The sequence below is a fragment of the Pontibacter mangrovi genome (assembly GCF_006385705.1).
GTDB classification, from domain to species: Bacteria; Bacteroidota; Bacteroidia; order Cytophagales; family Hymenobacteraceae; genus Pontibacter; species Pontibacter mangrovi.
Genome location: NZ_VFRQ01000010.1, coordinates 34,191 through 57,407, shown reverse-complemented (window position 1 = coordinate 57,407; position 23,217 = coordinate 34,191). Strand labels below are relative to the sequence as shown.

Genomic DNA, 23,217 nt, shown 5'->3' with positions numbered 1-23,217 from the left:
TTTGTTGCCATTATACTTGAGTACCGGACATCGTTCCGGCTCAAAATTACGTTAATATTATAAACTATAGATAAGGTTTTGCCCCAATTGTGCTTATCTTTGATATAGAAGAAGTTAATACCCACCGCACATCAGCAGAAGGCCATGAAAAAATATACTTTACTAACCGCTGTTCCCGTGCTGGCCCTGTTGGCGGCTGGCTGTAGCAGCTCTACGGCTTTGCAGTCGTCGGAGTACGATGATATGTACTACAGCGGCTCTGATCAAACCGTGTACGTAGAGCCTGCCCCGGCGCAACAGCAGCCGGCACAGCAGCAGGCTTACCAGCAATACGAGAGCAATACCGAGGAGGCCCTTGCCGAAGGCGAGGTGCTGAACCCGGAATACTCCGAAAGCAACGTGACGCAGAACTATACCGGCGACGAGTACTACGACGGCCGCTCGTATGACGAGCGCGACAACTGGTACCGCCCGAACTACTCGTATGTAGACCCTTACTGGGGATCGGCTTATGTGCCGCGCCGCACCAGCTACGCGTTCTATGACCCTTTCTACGACCCGTTCTATAATGATCCGTTTTACTACGACCCTTTCTGGAACGACGCCCGCTTCAGAACCGGCGTAACCATCAGCTTTAGCTACGGCTGGGGCAATGCCTATTACGGGCACCCATACTATGGCTACAGCAACTGGTGGCCAGGCAGCTATGGGCATGGGTATTACAACGGCTACTACAGAGGCTTCTATAACGGCTATTATGCCAGCAACCCATATGGGCACTACGGCTGGTACAACGACAGACCGGTGGTGATAGGCAAGGCCTCCAGGGTGCAGTATGGCCCACGCGACAGCCGCAGTACGCAGGTGAACGGCAGTCCTGCCGGCAGGCCATCCAGAGACGGCGTGTACCGCAGCGAGAGCACCGGCCAGCAGCAAGGCCGTAACACTGTGGGCCGCCAGTCGCGCAGCAGCCGCAGCACGGTAGCGCCATCCGGCACAACCAAGCAGGAGCTTCCGGCAAGGCCAAGCCGCCGCTCTAGCCGCAGCACCACAGTGCAGCCGCAGCAGCAAAACGCACAGCCTGCCCCTGCACCTAGCAGCACCCGCAGCCGCCGTACCCGTGAGTATACGCCAACGCCAGCGCCAGCGCCGAGTCGCTCTACAGAGCGCCGCGAAGTGCGTACCCGCACCATTGAGCGCCGCCAGCCCACACGCACCATAGAGCGTAGCCAGCCGAGCCGCACCATAGAGCGGAGCCGCCCAAGCAGATCATCTTACGATAACAACAACAGCTCGTACACACCTTCGCCAAGCTACGAACGCAGCACCCGAAGCAGCGGCAGCAGTAGCAGTAGCAGTAGCAGCAGCTCTTCCTCAAGCGGCAGAGGCGGGCGCTCTTCACGAGGAAACAACTAATACGATCGCACTAAAACGATAGACAGATGAAGAAGACACTATTGGCTAGCCTGGCGCTGATGCTGGGCTGGGGCGGTGCTGCCTTTGCCCAAACCGAAGTAGACGTACTGCGCTACTCACAGTTGGGCGTGTCGGGCACTGCGCGTATACAAGGCATAGGCGGGGCACAAACAGCACTGGGTGCCGATATCTCCAGCCTCTCCGGCAACCCGGCCGGCTTAGGTATGTTCCGCCGCTCCGAGTTCACCATCACACCGGGCGTGCAATCTGTTACCACCAACACTTCCATAAATCTCATGGATGGTACGCTTGAGAGGTCAACAGGCAGCAACAGCAATTTTGTTTTTCCGCAGCTGGGTGTGGTTGTCTCTAACCGCAAAGGCGACAGTGAGGCAGGCGACTGGCGCGGCGTCACCTTCGGGGTCGGCTTTACCAGGCTCAATAACTTTAACGAGCATTATACATCGTACCGCACCCAATCCGGCGACGTTGACCCAACTCTGGTGGAGTACCTGACGGACCTGGCGGCACAGAACAACCGCAGCCGCGAAAGCCTGGACAATGAGTATGACAGCGGCATCACTACGCTAGAGGGCTTGGGTTATGGCGCCTTTTTATATGATGTAGATGTAAATGATGACGGAGAAAATGAGTATTTTCCGGTAGATCGTTTTGGCTCCATTACGCAACGTGAGGAAATTATACGGGAGGGCTCGCAAAGCCAGATTGATATTGGTGTGGGCACCAGCTATAAAGACAGGCTATACCTGGGCGCCTCGCTGGGCATTGTTACTGTGGATTTCTCGCAGCGCAACATTTACACAGAGGCGGAGGGCGACGCTGCCACCTCGTTCACCAGCCTGGAGTATACCGATGAGTTTTCGACGGCCGGCGCCGGCGTAAACCTGAAATTGGGCCTGATCGCCCGCCCGGTAGATGCACTGCGCCTGGGCCTGAGCATCCAGACACCCACTGCCTATACCTTCGACGACGACTACCAGCGCCGCATGGTCACTACCTTCGACGATGGCGTGGAGTCGGCGGAGGAAGCGCCGGGGCAGTTCTCTTACCGTATGGTAACGCCTTTCAGGGCAACGGGAGGCGTGGCCTTTTTTGCCGGCAAGTATGGCTTTATCTCCGGCGATGTGGAGTTTGTGAACTACGGCAGCGCCAAGTACAGAGAGGATGACGACTTCTCTTCGGGCGGCTTCTTCGACGACATAAACGAGGGAATCAAGAACAACAACAACTCTGTGGTGAATTACCGCATCGGGGCCGAGGGCCGCTACGAGGTGTTCAGGCTGCGGGCGGGCTACGCCTACAACGCCGACCCTGAGAATGGCTCCAGCTACGATTCCGGTTTTATCAACTACAAGTATGGCCCTACGCAAAACTATACTTTGGGAGCAGGCATCAGGCTGCAGAACTTTTACGTGGATGCGGCTTATGTGCACACGCTGCAGGATGTAAACTATGCTCCGTTTGTAAGCGGCACGTCTTACTCGCCGTACGAACTGAAGACCACTGCCGAGCCTCAGTTCAACATCGACAAAAAGCAGAACTCGGTGCTCGTGACGCTGGGCTTCAACTTCTAAAAGTATAAGTATGAAATAGCGCTAACGGCAGCTCTGAAAGGGGCTGCCGTTTTTGTTTTATTAGGCCCCTGAAACAGGGGAGAGGGGCAATGCAGGTGTAAACCCACCCCTGCCCCTCCGAGGAGGGGAATTCACCCCACCCCGACCCTCGGTTCAAGCTTCTCTTCCTGTCATCTTGAGCTGGGCGAGAGATCTATCGGGAATTCTAAAGAGACCTCTCGCCTCAAGAGTGGTCGAGATGACAAAGTAGCAGGAGCTAATGGAATCTGATCCCAATCTTTCCGTTGAGCGCCTTGTGAGATTCCGGTGCCGCCTTGGCGGCATTGAGCAAAGGAAGGGAACACAGCGCGATGCGGAAAGACGAGGCCTCCCGGCCTGGGAGGGCAGCAAGCTAAAGGTGCAACTTTTGGTTCGTAAGACTGAGGATGAACGGCGGTTAACAAGAATAGCTTGGTTCCAACTGCAGGAAGCGGCGGCAAGGCACAAGCGGACGCTTGCGCCAGTGAAGTATAAAGTATAAAAGACACAGACATATGCCCCGGAATACTCCGGAATTTTCAACTTGCGCCAGAGATACAGCTAACAAGTATAGCCAACATGTACAAACCCCTCCTGAAACCACTCCAGGTATGGTTTTAGCTGCGGAAGTATGGCTAAACCATATTATTCTCCTAACTTAGAGGGGCTAAACTATAACTAAACCTAAAAGCATGCATATCAACCTTAAACCAACCTTTTTGGCTGCCTTGCTCCTGTGCTTTGCCCTGGTGGCGCAGGCGCAGCAGAAAAAAGACATTACCCTGGAGGACGTGTACCAGAAAGGCACTTTCCGTGCTAAATCGGTGTATGGCGTAAACTGGATGAACGACGGGCGCTACTATAGCTCGCAGGTGCCTGACGAGAAAAACAAAGTATACGACATTGTAAAGTATGACGTAACCACCGGCCAGCCGGTAAGCACGATCATAGAAGGCGAAAACCTGGTGCCAGCCGGCGGAAGCCAGCCCATCCAGTACGACGATTATTCCTTCTCTTCGGACGAGAAGAAAGTGTTGTTCTCTACAGAAACAGAGCGCATCTACCGTCGCTCTTCCAAAGCAGAGTTCTACATCTACGACATCGCCTCTAAAAAACTGACCAAACTGAGCGACGGCGGCAAGCAACTGTACGCCACTTTCTCGGCGGATGGCACAAAAGTGGCCTTTGCCCGTGATAACAACATGTTCGTGACCGACCTGTCCGGCATGAAGGAGACGCAGATTACCTCCAACGGCAAGTTCAACTCCATCATCAACGGCTACTCCGACTGGGTGTACGAGGAGGAGTTTAGCTTTGCGAAGGGCTTCCATTGGTCGCCGGACGGCAAAAAGATAGCGTTTTATACTTTCGACGAAACCAACGTGCCGGAGTATAACATGCAGATGTGGGGCGAGCTGTACCCGCAGGATTACAAGTTTAAATACCCGAAAGCTGGCGAGGCCAACTCCGTAATTACCATTTCGGTGTATGACGTGAACAGCGGCAAAACCGTGAAGATGGACACTGGCAGCGAAACAGACATCTACATCCCGCGCATCAAGTGGACCAACAACCCGAACCTGCTGTCTATCCAAAAGATGAACCGCCTGCAGAACACCCTGGAGATACTGCATGCCAACGCGACGACCGGTAAAGCTGATGTGGTGCTGAAGGAAACCGACAAAGCCTATATCGACGTGACCGATGACCTGACGTACCTGAAAGACGGCAAGCACTTCATCCACTCTTCAGAGGTAGAAGGTTTTAACCACCTGTACCTGTACAACATGAGCGGAAAGCTGGTGCGCCAGATCACCAAAGGCGACTGGGAAGTAAGCCAGTTTGTGGGCTACGACGAAAAGAACGACCGCCTGTACTACATGTCTACAGAGGTTTCGCCGCTGGAGCGCCACTTGTACAGCATCAGCAGCAAAGGCAAGAAAAAGAACCGCCTGACGCAGCAAGCAGGTACGCACCGCGTGAACATGAGCAACGACTTTAAGTACTACCTGGATTATTACTCTGCTGCCAACGAGGTGCCAACCGTAAGCCTGCACACGGCCAAAGACGGCAAGCTGATAAAGGTGCTGGAGGATAACTCGGAGCTGAAGAACACGCTGGCGCAGTACGACATAGCCAAGCAGGAATTCTTTACCATGAACACGCCGGACGGTACGAAACTGAACGGCTGGATGATCAAGCCAACGGATTTTGACCCGAACAAAAAGTACCCGGTGCTGATGTTTGTGTACGGTGGCCCAGGCTCGCAGACAGTAACCGATAGCTGGGGCGGCAGCAACTACCTGTGGTACCAGGTGCTGGCCGACAAAGGCTTGATTGTGGTGAGCGTGGATAACCGTGGTACCGGTGCCCGTGGCGCTGCGTTCAAGAAATCTACTTACGCTAACCTGGGCAAGTATGAGATTCAGGACCAGATTGACGCGGCGAAGTGGCTGGGCAATCAGTCTTATGTAGATAAGAACCGCATTGGCATCTGGGGCCATAGCTTTGGCGGCTACATGACGCTGCTGGGCCTTACCAAAGGCAATGGTGTGTTCCGTGCGGGTATTTCCGTGGCTCCGGTTACCAACTGGAGATACTACGACAGCATCTACACCGAGCGCTTCCTGAAGACGCCGCAGGAGAACGCTGCCGGCTACGACGACAACTCACCGCTTAACTTTGCCGATAAGCTGCAAGGCGATTTGCTGTTGATCCACGGCACAGGCGACGATAACGTGCACTTCCAGAATGCGGTGGCCATGCAGGATGCCCTGATCAGCGCCAATAAGCAGTTCGAGAGCTTCTACTACCCGAATCGCAACCACGGCATAGGCGGAGGCGTAACGTCCATCCACCGTTTTAAAATGATGACAGACTTTTTGCAGCGCAAGCTGATCAACCCGGCTGAGGTGAACCAGTAGGCGACGCATAAGTATAGTATAAAAGGCCTGCCGGAAACGGTGGGCCTTTTCTTTTTTAGCGGGGATGTCGTGCTTGTAAGGCGCTGGCAATGCTTCGGTAGAGCTGCTGCCGCTCCGCTTTTTTCAGGGGCAGGCCCGTGATGTATGACTGAAGCTGTTGCAGTGTGTACTGCTGGTGCCCAACGCTTGGGTCAGAAGGCAACTCCCCTAAGGCATGCGCCAAAGTATGGATAAGCGAGGCTAAGTTATCGGCTTGGCTGGTAAGCTTGTTCAGGAGCTGTAGCAGGCGGTCGAGCTGGGGGTTGTTAACGCGGAAAGGATACCGGATCGTGTGGTCGATCTCGCTCCAGCCTTCCTCAAAAACAGTGCGTAGCTGCACCTCGGCGTAATAGCGCTGCCTGGCGGGCTGGGTCTCAATTACAAAATGGATGGCTTTATAAGCCTGCGGGTGGGCGAATAGCTGGCAACCCAGGCGGGCAAGGCTGTGCAGGTGCTGTTCGTTTTCGCCTCCGCCAACGTAAGCGTAGGGCGGGCGCTTTAGCGGCCACATCCGCTGCACATAGCGGCTGGTGTGCAGCCACGACTCGCGGTACAGGTGCAGCGCCCGCACCCCCACCAGGTCGTTTATCAGGCTAAGGTATGTATGCTGGTTGAAGTTGCGCTCGGGGTACTCCCTTTTTTTTCGGATGATCTTGTGGAGCAGGTGCAGCGGGTCCTTGATGCGGTACTGCACGCTGTGCACCTCGCTCTGCCCGGCAAGCATGCCCGCTACCAGGGCGCCGATGCGTTGCAGCTCCGGCTGGCGCTCGCGGTAATCGTGGTAGATGTGCAGCAGGGCCTGCGGGTCCAGCTCCAGGTCGTGCAAGGCTCTCTCGCTGGTGCCAAGCCGGCCAAGTATAGCCGAAAGTGTATTGCCGGTTCTTCTGCGGTGCCGCTCCATCTCCTGCCTGATTTATACTACGGGTATGTAGTTTCATACGCTGGCAGCAGCCAAAAGCACAGGCCAGAGGCCAAAAAACTTATTCCTTTACGCCCAGCTGCGCATTAATGAGCGGGGTTTTAGGAGCCAGAAAAAAGCCGGTAAGGCTGGCGAAGATGATCGGCACAAACTGATGGAAGCCCGTCATGGTGGCTAGCAGGATGGCTGTGCTGATGGGAGTGCGGGTAACGCAGGCATTGATGGCGGCCATGCAGCTCACCATGATCAGCGGCAGGTTCTGGCCCGGGAACAGGTTATGCACCACCAGTCCCACGGTGGCGCCCAAAAAGAACAGCGGAATAATAAAGCCGCCGCGCCAGCCGGAAGTAACCGTAAACGCGATCGCCAGGATCTTGGCCGCCACCAACAGCAACAGAAACTGCAGCGTGAACTCCTCTTGCAGCAGCACGTTCAGCTCGTTGTGGCTAAAGTAGCGCGACAGCGGCACAAAGTAAGCGATGGTGCCTATCAGAAGTCCGCCAATGGCCATGCGCACGTAAATCGGCAGTTTTACAGCCTCGAAAAGGCTACGCGACTTGCGCACCGTAAAGATAAAGATCCAGCCTGCCGCCGTGCCAGCCAGGGCATACAGCATGGCATAAAAGAAGTCGTTAAGCGCCGGCGTAGCATACATCGGGAACACCCAGGTGGGGCCAATGCCGATATGCGTGATGAAGATGAAAATAGCGTAACCAGAGCAGCTGGCAACCAGCGCGGGTATTAGTGCCTGGTAGTACTCGCTGATGTGCTTGTGGTGCTGAATTTCGAGGGCGAAGAGGCTGCCGCCCAGCGGGGCTCCGAACAGGGCCGTAAACGCAGAGGCCATACCGGCTATACTTAGCGAGCGGAGGTCCTCGCCGCGCAGCTTCAGCTTTTTGGCTATCCAGGTGCCCGTAGAGCCCACCACCTGCACCAGCGGCGCCTCGGGCCCCGCACTGCCGCCGCTGGCAATGCACAGCCACGACGACAGAATCATGGAAGGGTTGTTTTTGGGCTCCAGCCTGCCGCCTTTAAAGCGAATGTTGTTCACGATCAGGTCCATCTCGCCGGGGTCGCCGAGGAAATGGATGACCAGGCCCGCCAGCAGGCCGGCTACAGTCATAAGCGGAATAACCGTGAGGCCTTGGAAATGAGAGAGGTAGTGCAGCAGCTCCTCCAGCACAGTCCAGTAAAAGCTGGCGATAACGCCGCCCACAATGCCTACCGCTACCCACAGCAGGAACAGCTTGCTAAATACAAACGGGTTGAACTGCAGCGGATAGTTTATTTGGTTCCGCAACGCTACCGCTAGTCTTTTTCTCTTAAAGTCCATCGGGCAAAAGTACGGATAATTGTGCAAAGAGGTAAGACGGGAAGTATGGGGCAGGGGGGGCAGTTTTGTGTAGCAGTAAAAGTACAGTATGGGAGGGTGCGGCAGTTGCAAACTTGCGGCAGCGAAGATGTTAAAAAGTATACTTTACCGCTGGCATCCCATTCTTTTCTCCTGTCATTCTGGAAGAATTTTGGAGGCAAGGGAAGTTAGGCTGTTGCGGCTTGCTCGTGGCGGCAGGTGAAAGTTGTATCACAGAAATACCGCCAGTTTAAGCGCAGCGGTAACTGGTGGTTCAGCATGGCAGCCAGCTTGTAAAGGCGGAAGTATGATTGCAAAATGGCAGTTACAAACTGCCATCATGTGCAGCCACAAGTTGCGCTGGCGCTAAACTTGCGGCATGTGTGGGAGGAAGTTACAGCCTTTCTTCAGACTCAAACTCTTTTAACGTAATGCCGCTGGGAAGTTTCCACTCTAGTAAGCCGTTCGCATTTCTACCCATCACCATTACAGCAGCTGTTGATGGACTACTGAATATGCTGTCCTCCGAAAACTCATAAACCTCGCTATCGCTATTATGAACGAGTATGCCATCCTCGATTAGCTGCTTTCTATACTTGGCAAAAGAGGGAGAGATGGAGTTGACTGTAGATAAAGTAGCTTTGGAACCTTTAAAAACGACAAACCCCTCTGTGGTCGGTTCTCCTTGTGCCTCAGCGCCTCTTGCACCTTTTAAGAAGAAAGTTGGCTGCTGCTGTTCGCTGCTACTTTTTACTTCTCGTTTCTCTTCAAAAACTTTATGGCCTAATGTGTTTACAAGAAGCTTAATGTTAGAGATAAATTCTTCCATTTCTGCTCGATCAGGTTCAGATATGGAAGATTGAGTGGGTATTACGTTATTCTCGACTAAATAACGTCCAGCCTCATTTGCCAGGAAATGCAATCTGTTTTCAATGTATTTGATGTGTGCCTTATTCAGGTTTTCATCTTTACTGATAAAAGTAATTGCTTCGTTCCAAAAATCCTTCTGGGCTAATTGCTGCTGCAGTCGCTTTAGAACTTCCTCGGCTTCGCCAATATATACTTTGTCTTGGCCATTGTCTCCTTTGCCAAAAAGTAAATAGATGCCGGTGTTGTTGAGTTCTACTCTATCAGTACATTCCTTAATTTTTACCCTCGGAATTTTATAGGCTTTTCCTGTCCAATTAGACAATTCACATGTCATGCGTCCATTAGGGTCGCCATCAATAAGGAATATTCTGATAGTTTTGCCGAATCTCATACTTGGTAATTTTTTACAGCTTCACACAAACATTCTGCGGCTCGGTAAAGAAGCGCAGCGCCTCAAAACCGCCCTCACGCCCCACACCTGAGTTCTTCATGCCGCCAAAAGGCGTGCGGAGGTCGCGTAGGAGCCAGGTGTTGATCCAGATGATGCCGGAGTGCAGTTGGTGTGCCACGCGGTGGGCGCGGGTGAGGTGCTGTGTCCAGATGGTGGCGGAGAGGCCGTAGTCGGTGCAGTTGGCGTATCGGATCACCTCTTCTTCGGTATCAAAAGGTATGAGCGTGACCACCAGGCCGAAGATCTCCTCGGTATTGGTGCGACAGTAAGGCGAGAGTCCTTCGATGATGGTGGGAGCGATGAACCAGCCGTTTTGGCAGCGACCCTCTACCTGCACCTGGTGCCCGCCGGTGAGTATAGTTCCTCCCTCCTGCTTGGCCAGCTCGATGTAAGATAGCACCTTCTGCATGTGCTGCTCCGATACCACCGCACCTAGTTTGGAGCTTTCTTCCATCGGGTCGCCTACGGTCATGGCGTTTACCTTCTCCACAAAAGCATCCCGAAACTTCTCGTACAGCGGCCGCTCGATAAAAATGCGGGAGCCGCAGAGGCAGATCTGGCCCTGGTTGGCAAACGAGGAGTGGATGGAAGTATGGAGCGCGTTGTTAAAGTCGCAGTCGGCGAAGATGATATTGGGGTTTTTGCCGCCCAACTCCAGCGACAGTTTTTTGAACATCGGGGCCGCTGTGGCCGCAATAGAACGTCCGGTTTTAGTGCCGCCGGTAAAGGAAATCACCGGCACCTTTGGGTGCGCTACAATGGCAGCGCCCACTTTATGGCCGTAGCCGTGCACGATGTTCAGGACACCGGCTGGTAGTCCGGCCTCTATGCATAGTTCCGAAAACAGGTAGGCCGTCATGGGTGTTACTTCGGAGGGTTTGGCCACCACGCAGTTTCCGGCCGCCAGGGCAGGGGCTATTTTCCAGGTGAACAAGTATAAAGGCAGGTTCCAGGGGGAGATGCAGCCGGCCACGCCATGTGGGTGGCGCACGGTGTAGTTGATGGCCTCTGTGCCCTCCATGTAATGCGCCTCCGAGGCAAAGTGCTGTATGGCTGTGCCGTAAAAACGCATGTTGCTGCTGGCCCGTGGTATGTCCACCGCCTTCGCCAGCTTCAGCGGCTTGCCGTTGTCTACAGATTCCGCCTCCGCCAACCGGTCCAGGTTTTGGTCGATCAGATCTGCAATGCGCATCAGGATTTGCCCCCGCTTCTCGGCCGGCGTTTTAGACCAGGCCGGGAAAGCCGCCTGCGCCGCCTGCACCGCCTGCTCCACGTCCTGCTCATCCGAGTCAGGAATCAAAGAGTATACCTCACCCAGCGCCGGGTTATAGTTATCGATGTACTGCCCTGCTGCTGGTGCTACTAACTGGCCGTTGATGTAGTTCTGGATGTGCTGCATTTGGTTGCACTAAGTATGCATGAGAAACAAAATCTGACTAGGTTAAGATTTTTTGCTCCTGAACCTATTTACAAATATGGTGAGACCCTTTAACAGTTTTTTTCTGAAAGGTTCAGCCAAGATATGTACTGCCACGAGAGCTACAAAAAACTTCGTAGGCATTGGGTAATCTGGCGCTATTTCAAAATGCTTGCTCATATACAGCACCAACACCACAAGGTTCAGGCACAGTAAATGAAACAAATAATCCTCTACCTTTAGCTTATACCAGTTTGATAAGCGCGACAAAGCCGCAGCAAACCCGAGGTTCAATAGCAACACAACCAGAAACACGTTCATCAGCGCTCACTTACAAACACCCCGTCCTGCCGCCATCCACGGGCACGTTTATGCCATTGATGTAAGCCGCGGCGGGCGTAGCCAGAAAGGCAGCGGCGGCAGCCACTTCTTCGGGCTCTGCAAAGCGGCGGGCTGGTATCTCGGCCATCATACTTTCTTCTATCGCATCTACAGCTTTATCTGTTTTCTTTGCCTTGTTCTCGATGATGGACTCCAGGCGGCCGGTGCGGGTGGCGCCGGGAAGCACGTTGTTTACCGTAATGCCGAACTGCCCCAGCTCGTTGGCCATGGTCTTGGCCCAACTGGCCACGGCCCCGCGTATGGTGTTCGACACGCCCAAGCCCTGCAGCGGCTGCTTTACCGACGTGCTGATCACGTTGATGATGCGGCCATACTTTGCGTCCTTCATGTACGGAATCACGGCCTTGGCCAGCAGGTGGTTGGCAATCAGGTGCTGGTTAAAGGCGCTGACGAACTCATCGCTGATGGCTTCTGTGATAGGGCCGCCCGCCGGGCCGCCGGTATTGTTTACCAGGATATGCACCTCGCGCTGCTCCTTCAGGTAGGCCTGTACCTGTATGTTCAGGTCGTAGGGGTCCGAAAAGTCGGCGATGATGTAATCGTGCTGCTGCCCCTGCTGCGTGTCCAGTTCCCCGGCCACCTGCTGCAGCTTCTCTTCGTTGCGGGATATCAGCGTTATACTAGCGCCTAACTGTGCAAGTTCTACGGCTATGGCTCTGCCAATGCCCTGCGTGCTGCCACACACCAAGGCGCGTTTGTTCCTGAGATTTAAATCCATAGGCTCAATGTACAAAAATATACAGAAAGAAGCATAGCCATACGCACGCGCGGGCTACCATGTTTGCCGGAAATTGCGTACTTTCAAAATATCAACTACAAAACTAAAACTATGGCCATAGCAAGACCCTTCAACTTTAAGCAATGGATTGACGAGCACCGCCACCTGCTCAAGCCGCCTGTGGGCAACCAGCAGGTGTTTAAGGGCAACGACGACTTTATTGTGATGGTGGTGGGCGGCCCCAACGCACGCAAAGATTACCACTACGACGAAGGCGAGGAGTTCTTCTACCAGTTGGAGGGCGACATTGTGCTGAAGATCATTGAGGACGGAAAGCCGGTGGACATTCCGATAAAAGAAGGAGAGATTTTCCTGCTGCCGCCGCGTGTGCCGCACTCGCCGCAGCGCCCGGCCAACACGGTGGGTTTGGTGATGGAGCGCTACCGCAAGCCCGGCGAGAAAGACGGTTTCCTGTGGTTTTGTGAGAATTGCGGCAACAAGCTGTACGAGGAGTACGCCGACGTGACCGACATTGTAGGGCAGCTGCCGGTGATCATGAGCCACTTCTGGGACAGCCTGGAACACCGAACCTGCAACAACTGCGGCACCGTAATGGAGCCACCGGCCAAGCCAGCTTAAAACGTCGGTTTAAACACGAGTATAAAGGCAATAGGCGCTATCTGATTTTTGAAGTACAAGTTCGCTTCTGCTGCCCTGGGGCGGGAGCAGGTTATATACTTTGGCAAATCATCCCATACTAGCTTCTACCACATCAACAGAAAAAGTCTCCGGTTTTTATACTTGCTGCCTGTGTCCAAATAAATGTGTATCTTGATGGATTGCCCTATACAGCCAACGTGCGTATAGACTTATACTTCGCCCTTTAAGCCATGCAAGAGAAGAAGCCTATACTTACTGCCGATAACCTGCTCAAGGTCGACATCCATACGCACATTCTGCCCGCCACATGGCCCAACCTGCGCGAGCGCTACGGCTATGGCGGCTTTATCCGGCTGGAGCACCACAAGCCCTGCTGTGCCCGCATGATGATGGACGACAAGTTCTTCCGCGAGATACAGGACAACTGCTGGGACCCTAAGGTGCGCATGCACGAGTGCAGCCAGCATAGGGTAGGGGTGCAGGTGCTGAGTACGGTGCCGGTGATGTTCAGCTATTGGGCAAAGCCGGCGCACACGCACGACCTGTCGCAGCTGCTGAACGACCACATAGCCGGTATTGTGGCCGACTACCCTGACCGCTTTGTAGGGCTAGGCACTTTGCCCATGCAGGCCCCCGACCTGGCCATAAAAGAGCTGGAACGCTGCATGAAGGAGTTAGGCATGGCCGGCATTCAGATTGGCACGCACATAAACGACTGGAACCTGGAGGCACCTGAACTGTTCCCAATTTTTGAGGCGGCAGAGGAACTGGGCGCGGCGGTTTTTGTGCACCCCTGGGATATGTACGGCAAAAAGAAAATGAGCAAGTATTGGCTGCCCTGGCTGGTAGGCATGCCCGCCGAAACAAGTATGGCCATCTGCTCCATGATCTTCGGAGGCGTGCTGGAGCGGCTCCCCCGGCTGCGAGTGGCTTTTGCTCATGGCGGAGGCTCTTTTCCGGCTACCATTGGCCGCATTGCCCACGGTTTTGAGGTGCGCCCCGACCTTTGCGCCGTAGACAACAACGTGAATCCGCGTGAGTACCTGGATAAGTTTTATGTAGACTCGTTGGTGCACGACCCGCTGGCCCTGGAGTACCTGGTAAACCTGATGGGCGCAGACCGCATCGCCCTAGGCTCCGATTACCCTTTCCCCTTAGGTGAGCTAGAGCCGGGCAAACTCATCGAGTCGATGCCATACGACATGACTACAAAAGAACGCATGCTGAGCGGCACCGCCCTGGAGTGGCTAAACCTGACCCGCGAGCAGTTTGTAAAAGGCAGCTCTGCCGTAAATTTTTCAAAGGATCAGAAAGTATAGCTTGACAGTATCAGGGTTTGCTGCATGTTAAGAGAGGTATAAGTTTTAGGGAAGTATAAGTTTCAAGTTGCAGTTGCCGGAGAGGTTATGGTCTGTTCCTGTGGAAGTATAAACCCACCCCTAGAGAGCTGCGCTCGCTAGCTCAAAACTCGCGTTTTGGCTAGTCCAGAGGAGGGGAATTTACCTCACCCCAGCCCTCCCCTGTTATCGAGGGCCCCTACCACCAAAACAGGGGAGGGAGCACGGTTCAAATTGCATAGCCGTGGCTATCTTTCCGGCCTCACGCTGCTGTTCCGGACTTCCTAGTCCGGAACTTTAACTGCTGCGGACATCCTTGTCCGCGCTCCTGCAGTACCGGGTCCAACCACCCCTGCCCCTCCTTAGCTAAGGAGGGGAATTCTGTTCAAGCTCCGTCAGAGGTGGCTATCGAAATGATTTCCAGCCTTTGGGTGGGGGTTGGGGCCCTCGACAAGAGCGCCTTGCGAGATCCGGTGCCGCCTTGGCGGCAGCCGTAGCGCAGCGGAAAAGAGGGCCCCTACCCCCGGCAGGAGGGAACACAGCGCGATGCCCGAAGGCGAGGCCACCCGGCCTAGGAGGGCAGAAAGTATGAGATGCAACAATAAAAGTTGTAGAGCCAGAGGGGTGAACCGTAGCTAGAGAGTATAACTTGGTTCTAGTTGCAGAAAGCAGCTGCTAAAGGCACAAGCGGACGCTTGCGCCAGAGAAAGCTGAGAAGTATAAAAGGTATAAGACGCCCCGGAATGCGCAGGGCCTTTCAGCTTGCGCCGGGCAGGCTAAAGAAGAAGTATGGCTAAAGAACATCAATCGCTATTCCGGCAAAACCATACTATACTTGCATCATCAGAAGAAACTATAAATACTATGGCTTTGCCTGTTTTATTTTATACTTTGGCTAAATATTTGCTCGTTCTAAGTGTATAAAATTCAACCTTTTATTATGCGTAAATTACTCTTTAGCATACTTTTAATGGGGGCTTTTGCCACAGCCGCTCATGCCCAGAAAGAGTTTGCCAATATAGAGCTGCCCATGAACCGCGCCGAGGACCTTGTGTCTGTGGCAGATGACGAGGGTTATGTGGTGGTTTATTACTATCAGAGCGGGAAACTAAACTTTGCCATGCTCTCCCCGAATGGCGAAAAGCTGGCGCAGCACGAGATTCCGTACCGCTATGCGCAGGACCCGCAGGTCATGGGCACCCGTGTTACCGACGACGAGTTTATCTTCTATAGCCGTTACACGACCGGCCGCCGCGAGTTTGTGCGTCCTTTTGCCATTAACCGCCATACCGGGGCTTTCCAGAGCTTGCAGGATGTGCAGCTGAAACTGCCGCGCAACGTTACGTTTGTGGGCGGCTTTGGGGATGAGGATCACTTTTACATGCTCTACACCGACCGCGACCATAACCTGCACCTGTTCCGCGACTCCGATGTGCGTGTGTCTACCATGGATTACAAGCTGTTTAAGTCTGAGCAAATGCCCCGCACCCGCGACCGCTATGCCCGCGAGTCGGGTATGATCTATGTGCACCCTGACCTGGAGCGGAACGTGTTTACCGGCCACCATCGCAGCAAAATCTACTCGCGCGGCGATAAACTGTACATGATCTTTGACGGCTACCAACTGCGCGGCAAGAGCTCCAAGGAAACCACTACCGAGATCCTGTCGCTGGACTGGGACACGGGACAGACAACGTACCGCACCCTGCCGGCCATTGCGCAGCGCAATGCGCCCAGCTTTAACTCTTTCCTGTATCAGGACAAGCTTTTCCGGGTTAATATAGAGAAAGACAAATTTAAGATGGCCGTATACGACTTTAACACGCTGCAGCCCCTGAAGGAATATGCCTACGCCGATGACGAGGACATTGCGCTGCGCTCTACGCCGGTGCGCCAGCGAGGCGCGGGCGGCTTGTTTTCGTCGGAGTATGAAGTGATTGAGAAGCAGGACAAGGTGATGAAGAACCTGGCCAACGGCATACCGGCCATCACGGTGGATACCTACAGCGATAGCACCCTGCAGCTTACAATTGGCTCTTACAAGGCGCCCTCCGACCGGGACAACCGCAACGACCGCAGTCGCATGGTGCGCACCCCCGACCGCTATGTGCGCACGTCGCGGGGCCTGATGGTGATCCCCGGCCGCTGGACGCCCGCCTACAACATCCCGAGCTATTACCTGAACTCGCCCTACTATAGCCGCTACTTTTACGACCCGTTTGGCCAGGGCAGCGACGCTCCGACAGGGCCAGGCGTTAGTACCTACTTCCATACGGTGTTAGATGCCGGCAGCCTTGCCAAAGTAGAGCAGCAGGGAGATGTGGAGGTGCTGCAGGAGCGTGTGGAAGAGTATGAGCGTAACCTGAAGCCAGAGCCGGAGTTCCAGACGGTGTACCGCTACGGCGACAAGCTGCACTACGGTTACTACGACCGCAAGGCACGCGCCTTCCGGATTGTGGAGTTTGCCCACGGCCAGGAGCAGCCTGCCAGCCCGGAGCAGAAATAACAAACGGCTTATACTTAAAAGCCCCGCCAGCAAAGCAGCTGGCGGGGCTTTTTTATACTTGTTAAGGTAGTTTTAATCTTGCTTGGTCTGCATCAGTTGGTTAACGCGCTGTTGCAAAGCCTGGTCCTGGCGGTAGGCCAGCATAATCTGCTCATACTTCTCCAGCGACATGCCGTCTTTCTGTATGGCAGCCTTAATGTCGGCCTCAAACGTAGGCTGTATGGCCATAATACGCTCTGCGGCTTTGTTGAAGGCTGCTTTTTCCTCTGTGGTGGCTTCTACTTCGTCCAGTTTCTGCTGCTGGTGGGCCTGCGCCATCGCGTTAAATTTATCCACGCTCAGCTTTTCTTCCTCCAGTATGCTCATCATAGTTGCCTCGCCTTCCTGCTGCACGGCCATCAGGCGTGTGCTGGCGTCGGCAAACTGCTGTAGGTCTGCATCGGAGAAGTTCTGCGGCTGGGCCTGCTGGGTTGGTGGGGTTGCTTGTTGTGCCGTAGCGGCAGGTGCTACCAGGGCAGCACCAAGTATAAATGCGGCAAAAGCTGCACCTTTAAGTTTCTGCTTAATTTTCATAATTGGGGAGGGGAAATAAGGAGGTGAATAATGATTTAGGGCCAGCGGAAGCGCTGGTATTATCTGCTTTATACCCTCAGAAAGCAGAATTTGTTTTAGGGCCGCAGGCCTGGGCCTTTCAAAAAGTGCGTCAGCATCAGCCTGTTTTAAGTAAAGTATACTTTAAAAGCGGGTGGATGGACGGCTTATTGTGCAGGCGCGAAGCTTACTGCTCACCAGGTAGCATTGCAACAGCCTTAGGGCTGCGCCACAATAAGGCAATTGATAGAAGGGACTGCTACAGACTCTCCTCTGTTTTATACTTTTTCAGCTTCTCCTTCTTCACAAGCTGTTTCTCCAGCAGCCGCTGCACTTCCGGCTTATGGTAATCTTCTATACTTTGGATGTGCTTCATCACCTTCCGCATAATCTTGTCCTGTTTGCGGCCGGTTTCCAGGGCATAGGAGTAAGGCAGGTCCGAGAAGGTGACCATAGAGTAGAGCGTGCTCCAGCGATCGGGGTACTGCTCCGTGATTTTGGCCTCTATCTTCTTGCGCAGCAGGAAGCGCGGATCGGCCACCTTGTCGCGCATCTCAATAAAGTTAAGCACGGCCAGCTCGGCGATGGCGTCGGCATCTGGTTTGCGGCGGCGCTCAAAAGCCTCGAACAGCGCCTCCCAATCGTCACCCTCAAAGCTATCCAGCATCTGGTTCAGCACGGAAATGTCTTCGAAGCCAGCGTTCATGCCCTGGCCATAAAACGGCACCACCGCGTGGCAGGCATCACCAATCAGCAGCGATTTGCCCCCATAGCTCCACGGAAAGCACTTAATGGTTACCAAAGACCCCACCGGGTTCTCGAAGTATTCTTTTGCGAGCTCAGGCATCAGCGGCACCGCATCCGGAAACACCTCCCCGAAAAAGCGCAGCAGGTCGTTTTCGGTTTTGATGGCGGCAAAAGAGCGCTCGCCCTCGTAGGGGAAGAACAGCGTGCAGGTAAAGCTGCCATCTATGTTGGGCAGGGCGATCATCATGTAGTTGCCGCGCGGCCAAATGTGCAGCGCGTTTTTCTCGATGGCCCAGCCGCCTCCGGGCGCAGCCGGTATACTTAGTTCTTTGTAGCCATACTCCAGGTAACTCTGCTCATAGTTAAAGCGCTCGGTTTTCTGCATGGCCCCGCGCACCACCGAAAAAGCTCCGTCGGCCCCGAAGAGCAGGTCCGGCTGTATGGTTTCGGTGCCCTGGGTATCCAGGTTTAGCAGCTGCACCTGGTTGGTGCGCAGGTTTACGTCGGTGGCCTGCCGGTTAAAGTGGTAGGTGATGTTGGGGTCAGGTTCCGAAACATCCATCAGCGCCGCATTTAAGCCACCCCTGGACACTGAGAAAATAGACTGCCCCTCCTTGCCGTAAGGCTGAAAAGTAAGTTTGCCCTGCTCATCGTGCATCATGCGGCCATGCATGGGAATGGCCACCTGCCGCACCTGTTCTTCTATGCCGATGCCTTTTAGGGCGCGCCAACCCCGGTCGCTGAGGGCCAGGTTGATGGAGCGGCCGCCGTCTACGGTATTTCTGCGCAAGTCCGGGCGGCGCTCATACAGGTCTACCTTGTGGCCGCGCTTGGCCAGGTACAACGACAGCAGCGAGCCGACCAGGCCGGCACCCATAATGGCAATGTTCTTTTTTTCGGTCATATTCTGTCAGGGGCAGCGCCACTTGTTTATGTAAATTAACATTTTCCGAACCGCTTTGGCAAACTTATACCCACATCAATTGAAAGATGCGCCTGTATCATTCCTGCAGTTTACCTACAGCTTAAAGACCCACCCCTAACCCCTCCGGGGAGGGGAATCTGCCTATAGATGTATAAGAAGCAGAGCGCATGAACCAATCGATATCGGAAACTTATCTGCCGTTTACATACCGGAAGGTAAGGTTGATGCGGGGCGGCACCGCTTTGGCTGTTTTGGGGAGGTGGTGCAGCCAGTGGTGCTGCGTAGGGCCCTGCATCAGCAGCAGGCTGCCGTGGGTAAGCGTAAGCGTTACGGGTTTCAGGTCTTTGCGGGTGCGGTGCTTCAGGCTGAACCGGCGTTCGCCGCCGAAGCTCAGGCTGGCTATTCTTGGCTGCTGCCCTAGTTCCGGCTCATCGTCGGTGTGCCAGCCCATACTATCCTGACCGGTGCGGTAGAGGTTCAGTAGCACGCTGTTATACTTCTGGCCGCTGGCCTGCTCTACCTTCTCTTTTAGCTCCAGCAGCATCGGTAACCAGGGTTGCGGCTCGTTGTGTAGCCCCGAGTAGGTATAGCCTTTATCGCCGTACCAGGCCGTGAGGCGGGGCATCGGCAGGCTGCGGCCAAACATCGTTATACTTTGCTGCTGCCAGTTTACCTCGTTCATCAGTTTTTGGAAGTATGCGTTGGCTGCGGGGGCAAGTATAAAATCCGGGGCAAAGTATACTTCGGCATCCGGGAGGGGCAGCAGGGGCAGGTTGTTGTGCATCTGTTTAAGGCAATGTTAGAAGATCTCCTCCGGCGTCTGGTCGGGGGCAGGGATGGGGCGGCCCCGCTTTTTGCGCTCGCGGTCCAGCATCTGGATGGCTTTGGTAGCGGTAAGGCCGTGCAGCACGATCGACACCATCACAATAAACGCCACCATAGACCACAGCTCGTTTGCCTCGGCAAAGTCCACCTCATCCAGCGCAAAGGAAAGGTAAAAAAACGAGCCGATGCCGCGGATGCCAAAAAAGCAGACAGCCAGCCGCTCTTTATAGGTGGAGAAGGTGCCCAGCATGCTTGGCAGCGCCGTGAGCGGGCGAATGATGAACAAAAACACAAGTCCTATCAGGGCGCTTGTCCAGGTAAGGCTATCCAGGATGCCGGTAACGAGGCTGCCCCCGAACAAGGTGAGCAGCACCACCATGATAATGCGCTCCACCTGGTTCACGAAGTCGTGCATCTCGATGTTGTACTCGCTTTCCTCCTCCACACTGCTCATGGTTAGCCCGGCCACAAACACCGCAATAAAGCCGTAGCCATGCAGCAGCTCCGTAATGCCATACGTCACCAGCGTAGCCGACAATGCCAGAAACCCGTGCTGGGCCTCCGGAAAGCTCGATTTTTTGGGCAGTTTATAGACCAGGTAGGCCAGGCCCTGGCCGATGAGGTAGCCTGCGCCTATGCCCACGGCAATGCGGTACAGCAGGTCGCGCAGCAGCCAGTCTTGCAGCCACTCGCCCCCGGAAGAGGCGGAGACAGCCAGCAGCACTGCCAGCCAGGTAAACGGAAAGGCGGAGCCGTCGTTCAGGCCGGCCTCAGCCGTCAGCGAGAAGCGCACCACGTCCTCCTCCTTGTCGTCGGGAGGGCCAACCTGCACCTGCTCTGCCAGCACCGGGTCGGTGGGGGCCAGCACTGCGCCGAGCAGTACCGCCCCCGCCACCGTAAAGCCAAGGATCGTCCAGCCCAGCAGGGCCAGGGCCGCAATGCTCAGCAGCATGGTAATACTTATCAGGCGCAGCGGTATGCGCCAGCGCTTCAGGCCGAACTTGCGCCGTATCTTCAGCCCTGTGCCCATCAGCGACACGATAACGCTAAGTTCCGTGAGCCGCACCACATAGTCCTCGCGCCAGAGCGGGTCGGGGGTGGGCAGGCCCAGGGGCAGCAGGTAAATTACCACCCCCAACAGCAGGTACACGATGGGATACGAGACAAACGTGCGCGCCATCAGCTTCGGAACCCAGGTCATAGAGAGTGCTGCCAGCCCTATAACTGTTATGGTCACTATATAATTATCCATCAGAAATGTTAACTTTAAGGTTACAGCCGGGCGTGCCGTGTAGCGCATACTGCAAGAGGGCGTCAGCTGTAGGCATACTTACGTTGTTTCTGAAGTGTTGCCTGTTATTATACTTCGAACTTACTTTACACTGGTTTTTTGAAAGCATTAGAAGAATTTCTGGTAGCGTTTAGTAATGCTGCCTGGGGCCTGCCGCTGTTGCTGCTGCTTATGGGCGGGGGCTTTTACTTTATGTTCTACTCCGGGTTTCTGCCTTTCCGGTACCTGGGCCATGCCATTAATGTGCTGCGCGGCAAGTATGATGATCCCGACGACCCGGGCGACATCAACCACTTTGAGGCGCTTTCGAGCGCGCTGGCGGCCACTGTGGGCATGGGCAATATCAGCGGTGTGGCGGTGGCCATTGCCACAGGCGGGCCGGGGGTGCTGTTCTGGATGTGGGTAAGCGCATTTGTGGGGATGGCTACGAAATTCTTTACCTGCACGCTGGCCATCATGTACCGGGGCCGCGACTCTAAAGGCCACATTGAAGGCGGGCCCATGTATGTGATAAGGGAGGGATTGGGCAAAAAGTGGAAGCCGCTGGCTGTGTTCTTCTCGCTGGCAGGTTTGTTCGGCACACTGCCCATTTTTCAGGCAAACCAGCTGACGCAGGTAATCCGGGAGGTGGTGCTGATGCCGAACGGCATTGCCACTGAAAACCCGTTTTACTGGAACCTGGGTATCGGGCTTACGCTGGTAGCGGTTACCTCGCTGGTAATTTTTGGGGGGATTAAACGCATCGGGCATGTGGCCGGCAAAATGGTGCCAAGCATGGTGCTACTATACATGGCAGCCGTCTTTTACATTATGTTTGCTCATATCGACATGGTGCCCGATGCCTTTGCCATGATATTTGAGGATGCTTTTTCGGCCAGAGCCGTGCTGGGCGGGGCTGTAGGAGCCATCATTATAGCAGGTGCGCGCAGAGCCGCTTTCTCTAACGAGGCAGGCATAGGAACGGCGGCCATGATGCACGGCGCCGCTAAAACCGACGAGCCTATCCGGGAGGGGCTGGTGGCCATGCTGGGCCCGTTTATCGACACGCTGGTGGTATGTACCCTCACAGGCCTGGCCATTATCGTGACCGGCACCTGGCAAACCTCCGACGGCAACGGCGTTACCATGACGGCCTCAGCCTTTGGCTCCTCGCTGCCCGGCGGCATCGGCAGCTATGTACTGGTGCTGTGCGTGCTGATCTTTGCCTTTACGTCGCTTTTCTCCTACTCCTATTACGGCACCAAGTGCTTCAGCTTCCTGTTCGGGGCCAAGTATAAGCACCTGTATAACTACTTTTATGTAACTACCATCGTGTTCGGCGCCACGGCTACCATCACCGCTGTCATCGCCCTGATAGACGGCATGTACGCCATGATGGCCATCCCGACCATGGTCTCGGCGCTTATACTTTCGCCCAGGGTGATGGCCGCTGCCCGGGAGTATTTTAAAAGGATGCGGGAGTTTAAAGCAGAGCTACAGGAGCGGGAGGTGAAAGAAGTGAAGCGGTAAGGGCAGGTTACTTCGCCCTGGCTACCGGATCATCCACGCCGATTACAGTATAGACAGGTATACAGTAAGCGGCGTGGATGATCGTGGCTTTCGGCTTTATACATTAAGCATTTTTATTCTTGTTTTGTGCTTGTTTCAGCGTCTTTTCAATCCTTGGGTCCGGTACTATCCAAACAAGGGCTACGCCTAAATATACCGCCAGACTGATCATCGGCTGAAAAAAAGTGAAGGCTATACCTGCTAAATAGAGCAACAGCGACACATTCATTCTGGTATCCCTACTATACACTTTGCCTAGGCTGGAATCTTTTCCTTCGTTTTTTATTACACAGTAGATAAGAACTTTAAATGCTAGGGCGGCCATAAATAGTATCACGCCATACAGTGCAACCGGGTTTGTCTTAAAGTGGTTTTCTCCCATCCAGCCTGTAACGAACGGAAAGAGCGAAAGCCAAAATAACAGATTTAGATTAGCCCATAATATTTTCCCGTTTACGTCATTTATCGCCTGAAACAAGTGGTGGTGATTATTCCAGTAAATCCCTAAATAAACAAAGCTGAGCACATAGGTCAGAAAGACCGGGAGGATTGGTTTTAGCGCGTCAAAACTAATTCCTTCCGGCACTTTCATCTCCAATACCATGATAGTGATGATAATGGCCAGCACCCCGTCACTAAAGGCTTCCAATCTACCTGTTTTCATACT

General features: G+C 54.4%; 17 protein-coding genes. 7 read left to right on the top strand and 10 right to left on the bottom strand.

All coding sequences use genetic code 11. The features are described 5' to 3' along the window. Window positions 1-144: 144 nt before the first annotated feature. The 3 genes from FJM65_RS16715 (at window position 145) to FJM65_RS16705 (ending at window position 5,953) form a co-directional block, all read left to right on the top strand. Entirely contained in the window at window positions 145-1,416 is a 1,272-nt protein-coding gene (locus FJM65_RS16715) for a hypothetical protein (RefSeq protein WP_140622758.1), read from the top strand. A 26-nt stretch (window positions 1,417-1,442) separates the two neighbouring features. After that, the gene (locus FJM65_RS16710) at window positions 1,443-3,011 is read left to right on the top strand and encodes an OmpP1/FadL family transporter (RefSeq protein WP_140622756.1); all 1,569 of its coding nucleotides are present in this window, start codon (window positions 1,443-1,445) and stop codon (window positions 3,009-3,011) included. Window positions 3,012-3,721: 710 nt separating this feature from the next. After that, complete coding sequence (locus tag FJM65_RS16705; protein ID WP_140622754.1) at window positions 3,722-5,953, top strand: S9 family peptidase; 2,232 nt, start codon at window positions 3,722-3,724, stop codon at window positions 5,951-5,953. Window positions 5,954-6,008: 55 nt separating this feature from the next. Here the strand turns inward: FJM65_RS16705 and FJM65_RS16700 are convergent, their stop codons facing one another. The 5 genes from FJM65_RS16700 to FJM65_RS16680 form a co-directional block, all read right to left on the bottom strand. Then, window positions 6,009-6,893, bottom strand: coding sequence for a RelA/SpoT domain-containing protein (locus FJM65_RS16700; protein ID WP_140622752.1), 885 nt, complete (start codon window positions 6,891-6,893; stop codon window positions 6,009-6,011). Window positions 6,894-6,972: 79 nt separating this feature from the next. Further along, window positions 6,973-8,244: a chloride channel protein gene (locus tag FJM65_RS16695; protein WP_140622749.1), complete on the bottom strand. Its 1,272-nt coding sequence runs from the start codon at window positions 8,242-8,244 to the stop codon at window positions 6,973-6,975. A gap of 412 nt (window positions 8,245-8,656) precedes the next feature. Further along, entirely contained in the window at window positions 8,657-9,523 is an 867-nt protein-coding gene (locus FJM65_RS16690) for a GIY-YIG nuclease family protein (protein WP_140622747.1), read from the bottom strand. Between the two features lie 13 nt (window positions 9,524-9,536). Beyond that, window positions 9,537-10,982: an aldehyde dehydrogenase gene (locus FJM65_RS16685; RefSeq protein WP_140622745.1), complete on the bottom strand. Its 1,446-nt coding sequence runs from the start codon at window positions 10,980-10,982 to the stop codon at window positions 9,537-9,539. Window positions 10,983-11,331: 349 nt separating this feature from the next. Then, window positions 11,332-12,120: an SDR family oxidoreductase gene (locus FJM65_RS16680; protein WP_140622743.1), complete on the bottom strand. Its 789-nt coding sequence runs from the start codon at window positions 12,118-12,120 to the stop codon at window positions 11,332-11,334. Between the two features lie 111 nt (window positions 12,121-12,231). On the opposite strand from FJM65_RS16680, the gene FJM65_RS16675 reads away from it, so the two are divergent. The 3 genes from FJM65_RS16675 to FJM65_RS16665 all read left to right on the top strand — a co-directional run bounded on the left by FJM65_RS16675 (window position 12,232) and on the right by FJM65_RS16665 (window position 16,623). Beyond that, window positions 12,232-12,759 (top strand): 3-hydroxyanthranilate 3,4-dioxygenase, encoded by a 528-nt coding sequence (locus tag FJM65_RS16675; protein ID WP_140622741.1) that lies wholly within the window; start codon window positions 12,232-12,234, stop codon window positions 12,757-12,759. 251 nt (window positions 12,760-13,010) lie between these two features. Further along, entirely contained in the window at window positions 13,011-14,099 is a 1,089-nt protein-coding gene (locus tag FJM65_RS16670) for an amidohydrolase family protein (protein WP_140622739.1), read from the top strand. Window positions 14,100-15,057: 958 nt separating this feature from the next. Continuing rightward, entirely contained in the window at window positions 15,058-16,623 is a 1,566-nt protein-coding gene (locus FJM65_RS16665; RefSeq protein ID WP_239022993.1) for a hypothetical protein, read from the top strand. A 72-nt stretch (window positions 16,624-16,695) separates the two neighbouring features. On the opposite strand, the gene FJM65_RS16660 is transcribed toward FJM65_RS16665, so the two are convergent. The 4 genes from FJM65_RS16660 to FJM65_RS16645 form a co-directional block, all read right to left on the bottom strand. Further along, the gene (locus tag FJM65_RS16660; protein ID WP_140622737.1) at window positions 16,696-17,196 is read right to left on the bottom strand and encodes a DUF4168 domain-containing protein; all 501 of its coding nucleotides are present in this window, start codon (window positions 17,194-17,196) and stop codon (window positions 16,696-16,698) included. Window positions 17,197-17,473: 277 nt separating this feature from the next. Beyond that, entirely contained in the window at window positions 17,474-18,865 is a 1,392-nt protein-coding gene (locus FJM65_RS16655; RefSeq protein ID WP_140622735.1) for an FAD-dependent oxidoreductase, read from the bottom strand. A 211-nt stretch (window positions 18,866-19,076) separates the two neighbouring features. Next, complete coding sequence (locus FJM65_RS16650; RefSeq protein WP_140622733.1) at window positions 19,077-19,670, bottom strand: alpha-ketoglutarate-dependent dioxygenase AlkB family protein; 594 nt, start codon at window positions 19,668-19,670, stop codon at window positions 19,077-19,079. 15 nt (window positions 19,671-19,685) lie between these two features. Further along, window positions 19,686-20,963, bottom strand: coding sequence for a cation:proton antiporter (locus FJM65_RS16645; RefSeq protein WP_140622731.1), 1,278 nt, complete (start codon window positions 20,961-20,963; stop codon window positions 19,686-19,688). A 138-nt stretch (window positions 20,964-21,101) separates the two neighbouring features. On the opposite strand from FJM65_RS16645, the gene FJM65_RS16640 reads away from it, so the two are divergent. Next, window positions 21,102-22,511, top strand: coding sequence for an alanine/glycine:cation symporter family protein (locus FJM65_RS16640; protein ID WP_140622728.1), 1,410 nt, complete (start codon window positions 21,102-21,104; stop codon window positions 22,509-22,511). 103 nt (window positions 22,512-22,614) lie between these two features. On the opposite strand, the gene FJM65_RS16635 is transcribed toward FJM65_RS16640, so the two are convergent. After that, window positions 22,615-23,214 (bottom strand): TMEM175 family protein, encoded by a 600-nt coding sequence (locus tag FJM65_RS16635; protein WP_140622726.1) that lies wholly within the window; start codon window positions 23,212-23,214, stop codon window positions 22,615-22,617. Window positions 23,215-23,217 lie beyond the last annotated feature (3 nt).

Coding starts and splice junctions, on each gene's coding strand:
- FJM65_RS16705 (WP_140622754.1), top strand. CDS start 3,722: ATGCATATCAACCTTAAACCAACCTTTTTGGCTGCCTTGCTCCTGTGC.
- FJM65_RS16685 (WP_140622745.1), bottom strand. CDS start 10,982: ATGCAGCACATCCAGAACTACATCAACGGCCAGTTAGTAGCACCAGCA.
- FJM65_RS16665 (WP_239022993.1), top strand. CDS start 15,058: ATGCGTAAATTACTCTTTAGCATACTTTTAATGGGGGCTTTTGCCACA.
- FJM65_RS16680 (WP_140622743.1), bottom strand. CDS start 12,120: ATGGATTTAAATCTCAGGAACAAACGCGCCTTGGTGTGTGGCAGCACG.
- FJM65_RS16700 (WP_140622752.1), bottom strand. CDS start 6,893: ATGGAGCGGCACCGCAGAAGAACCGGCAATACACTTTCGGCTATACTT.
- FJM65_RS16650 (WP_140622733.1), bottom strand. CDS start 19,670: ATGCACAACAACCTGCCCCTGCTGCCCCTCCCGGATGCCGAAGTATAC.
- FJM65_RS16660 (WP_140622737.1), bottom strand. CDS start 17,196: ATGAAAATTAAGCAGAAACTTAAAGGTGCAGCTTTTGCCGCATTTATA.
- FJM65_RS16645 (WP_140622731.1), bottom strand. CDS start 20,963: ATGGATAATTATATAGTGACCATAACAGTTATAGGGCTGGCAGCACTC.
- FJM65_RS16715 (WP_140622758.1), top strand. CDS start 145: ATGAAAAAATATACTTTACTAACCGCTGTTCCCGTGCTGGCCCTGTTG.
- FJM65_RS16655 (WP_140622735.1), bottom strand. CDS start 18,865: ATGACCGAAAAAAAGAACATTGCCATTATGGGTGCCGGCCTGGTCGGC.
- FJM65_RS16670 (WP_140622739.1), top strand. CDS start 13,011: ATGCAAGAGAAGAAGCCTATACTTACTGCCGATAACCTGCTCAAGGTC.
- FJM65_RS16690 (WP_140622747.1), bottom strand. CDS start 9,523: ATGAGATTCGGCAAAACTATCAGAATATTCCTTATTGATGGCGACCCT.
- FJM65_RS16695 (WP_140622749.1), bottom strand. CDS start 8,244: ATGGACTTTAAGAGAAAAAGACTAGCGGTAGCGTTGCGGAACCAAATA.
- FJM65_RS16675 (WP_140622741.1), top strand. CDS start 12,232: ATGGCCATAGCAAGACCCTTCAACTTTAAGCAATGGATTGACGAGCAC.
- FJM65_RS16635 (WP_140622726.1), bottom strand. CDS start 23,214: ATGAAAACAGGTAGATTGGAAGCCTTTAGTGACGGGGTGCTGGCCATT.
- FJM65_RS16710 (WP_140622756.1), top strand. CDS start 1,443: ATGAAGAAGACACTATTGGCTAGCCTGGCGCTGATGCTGGGCTGGGGC.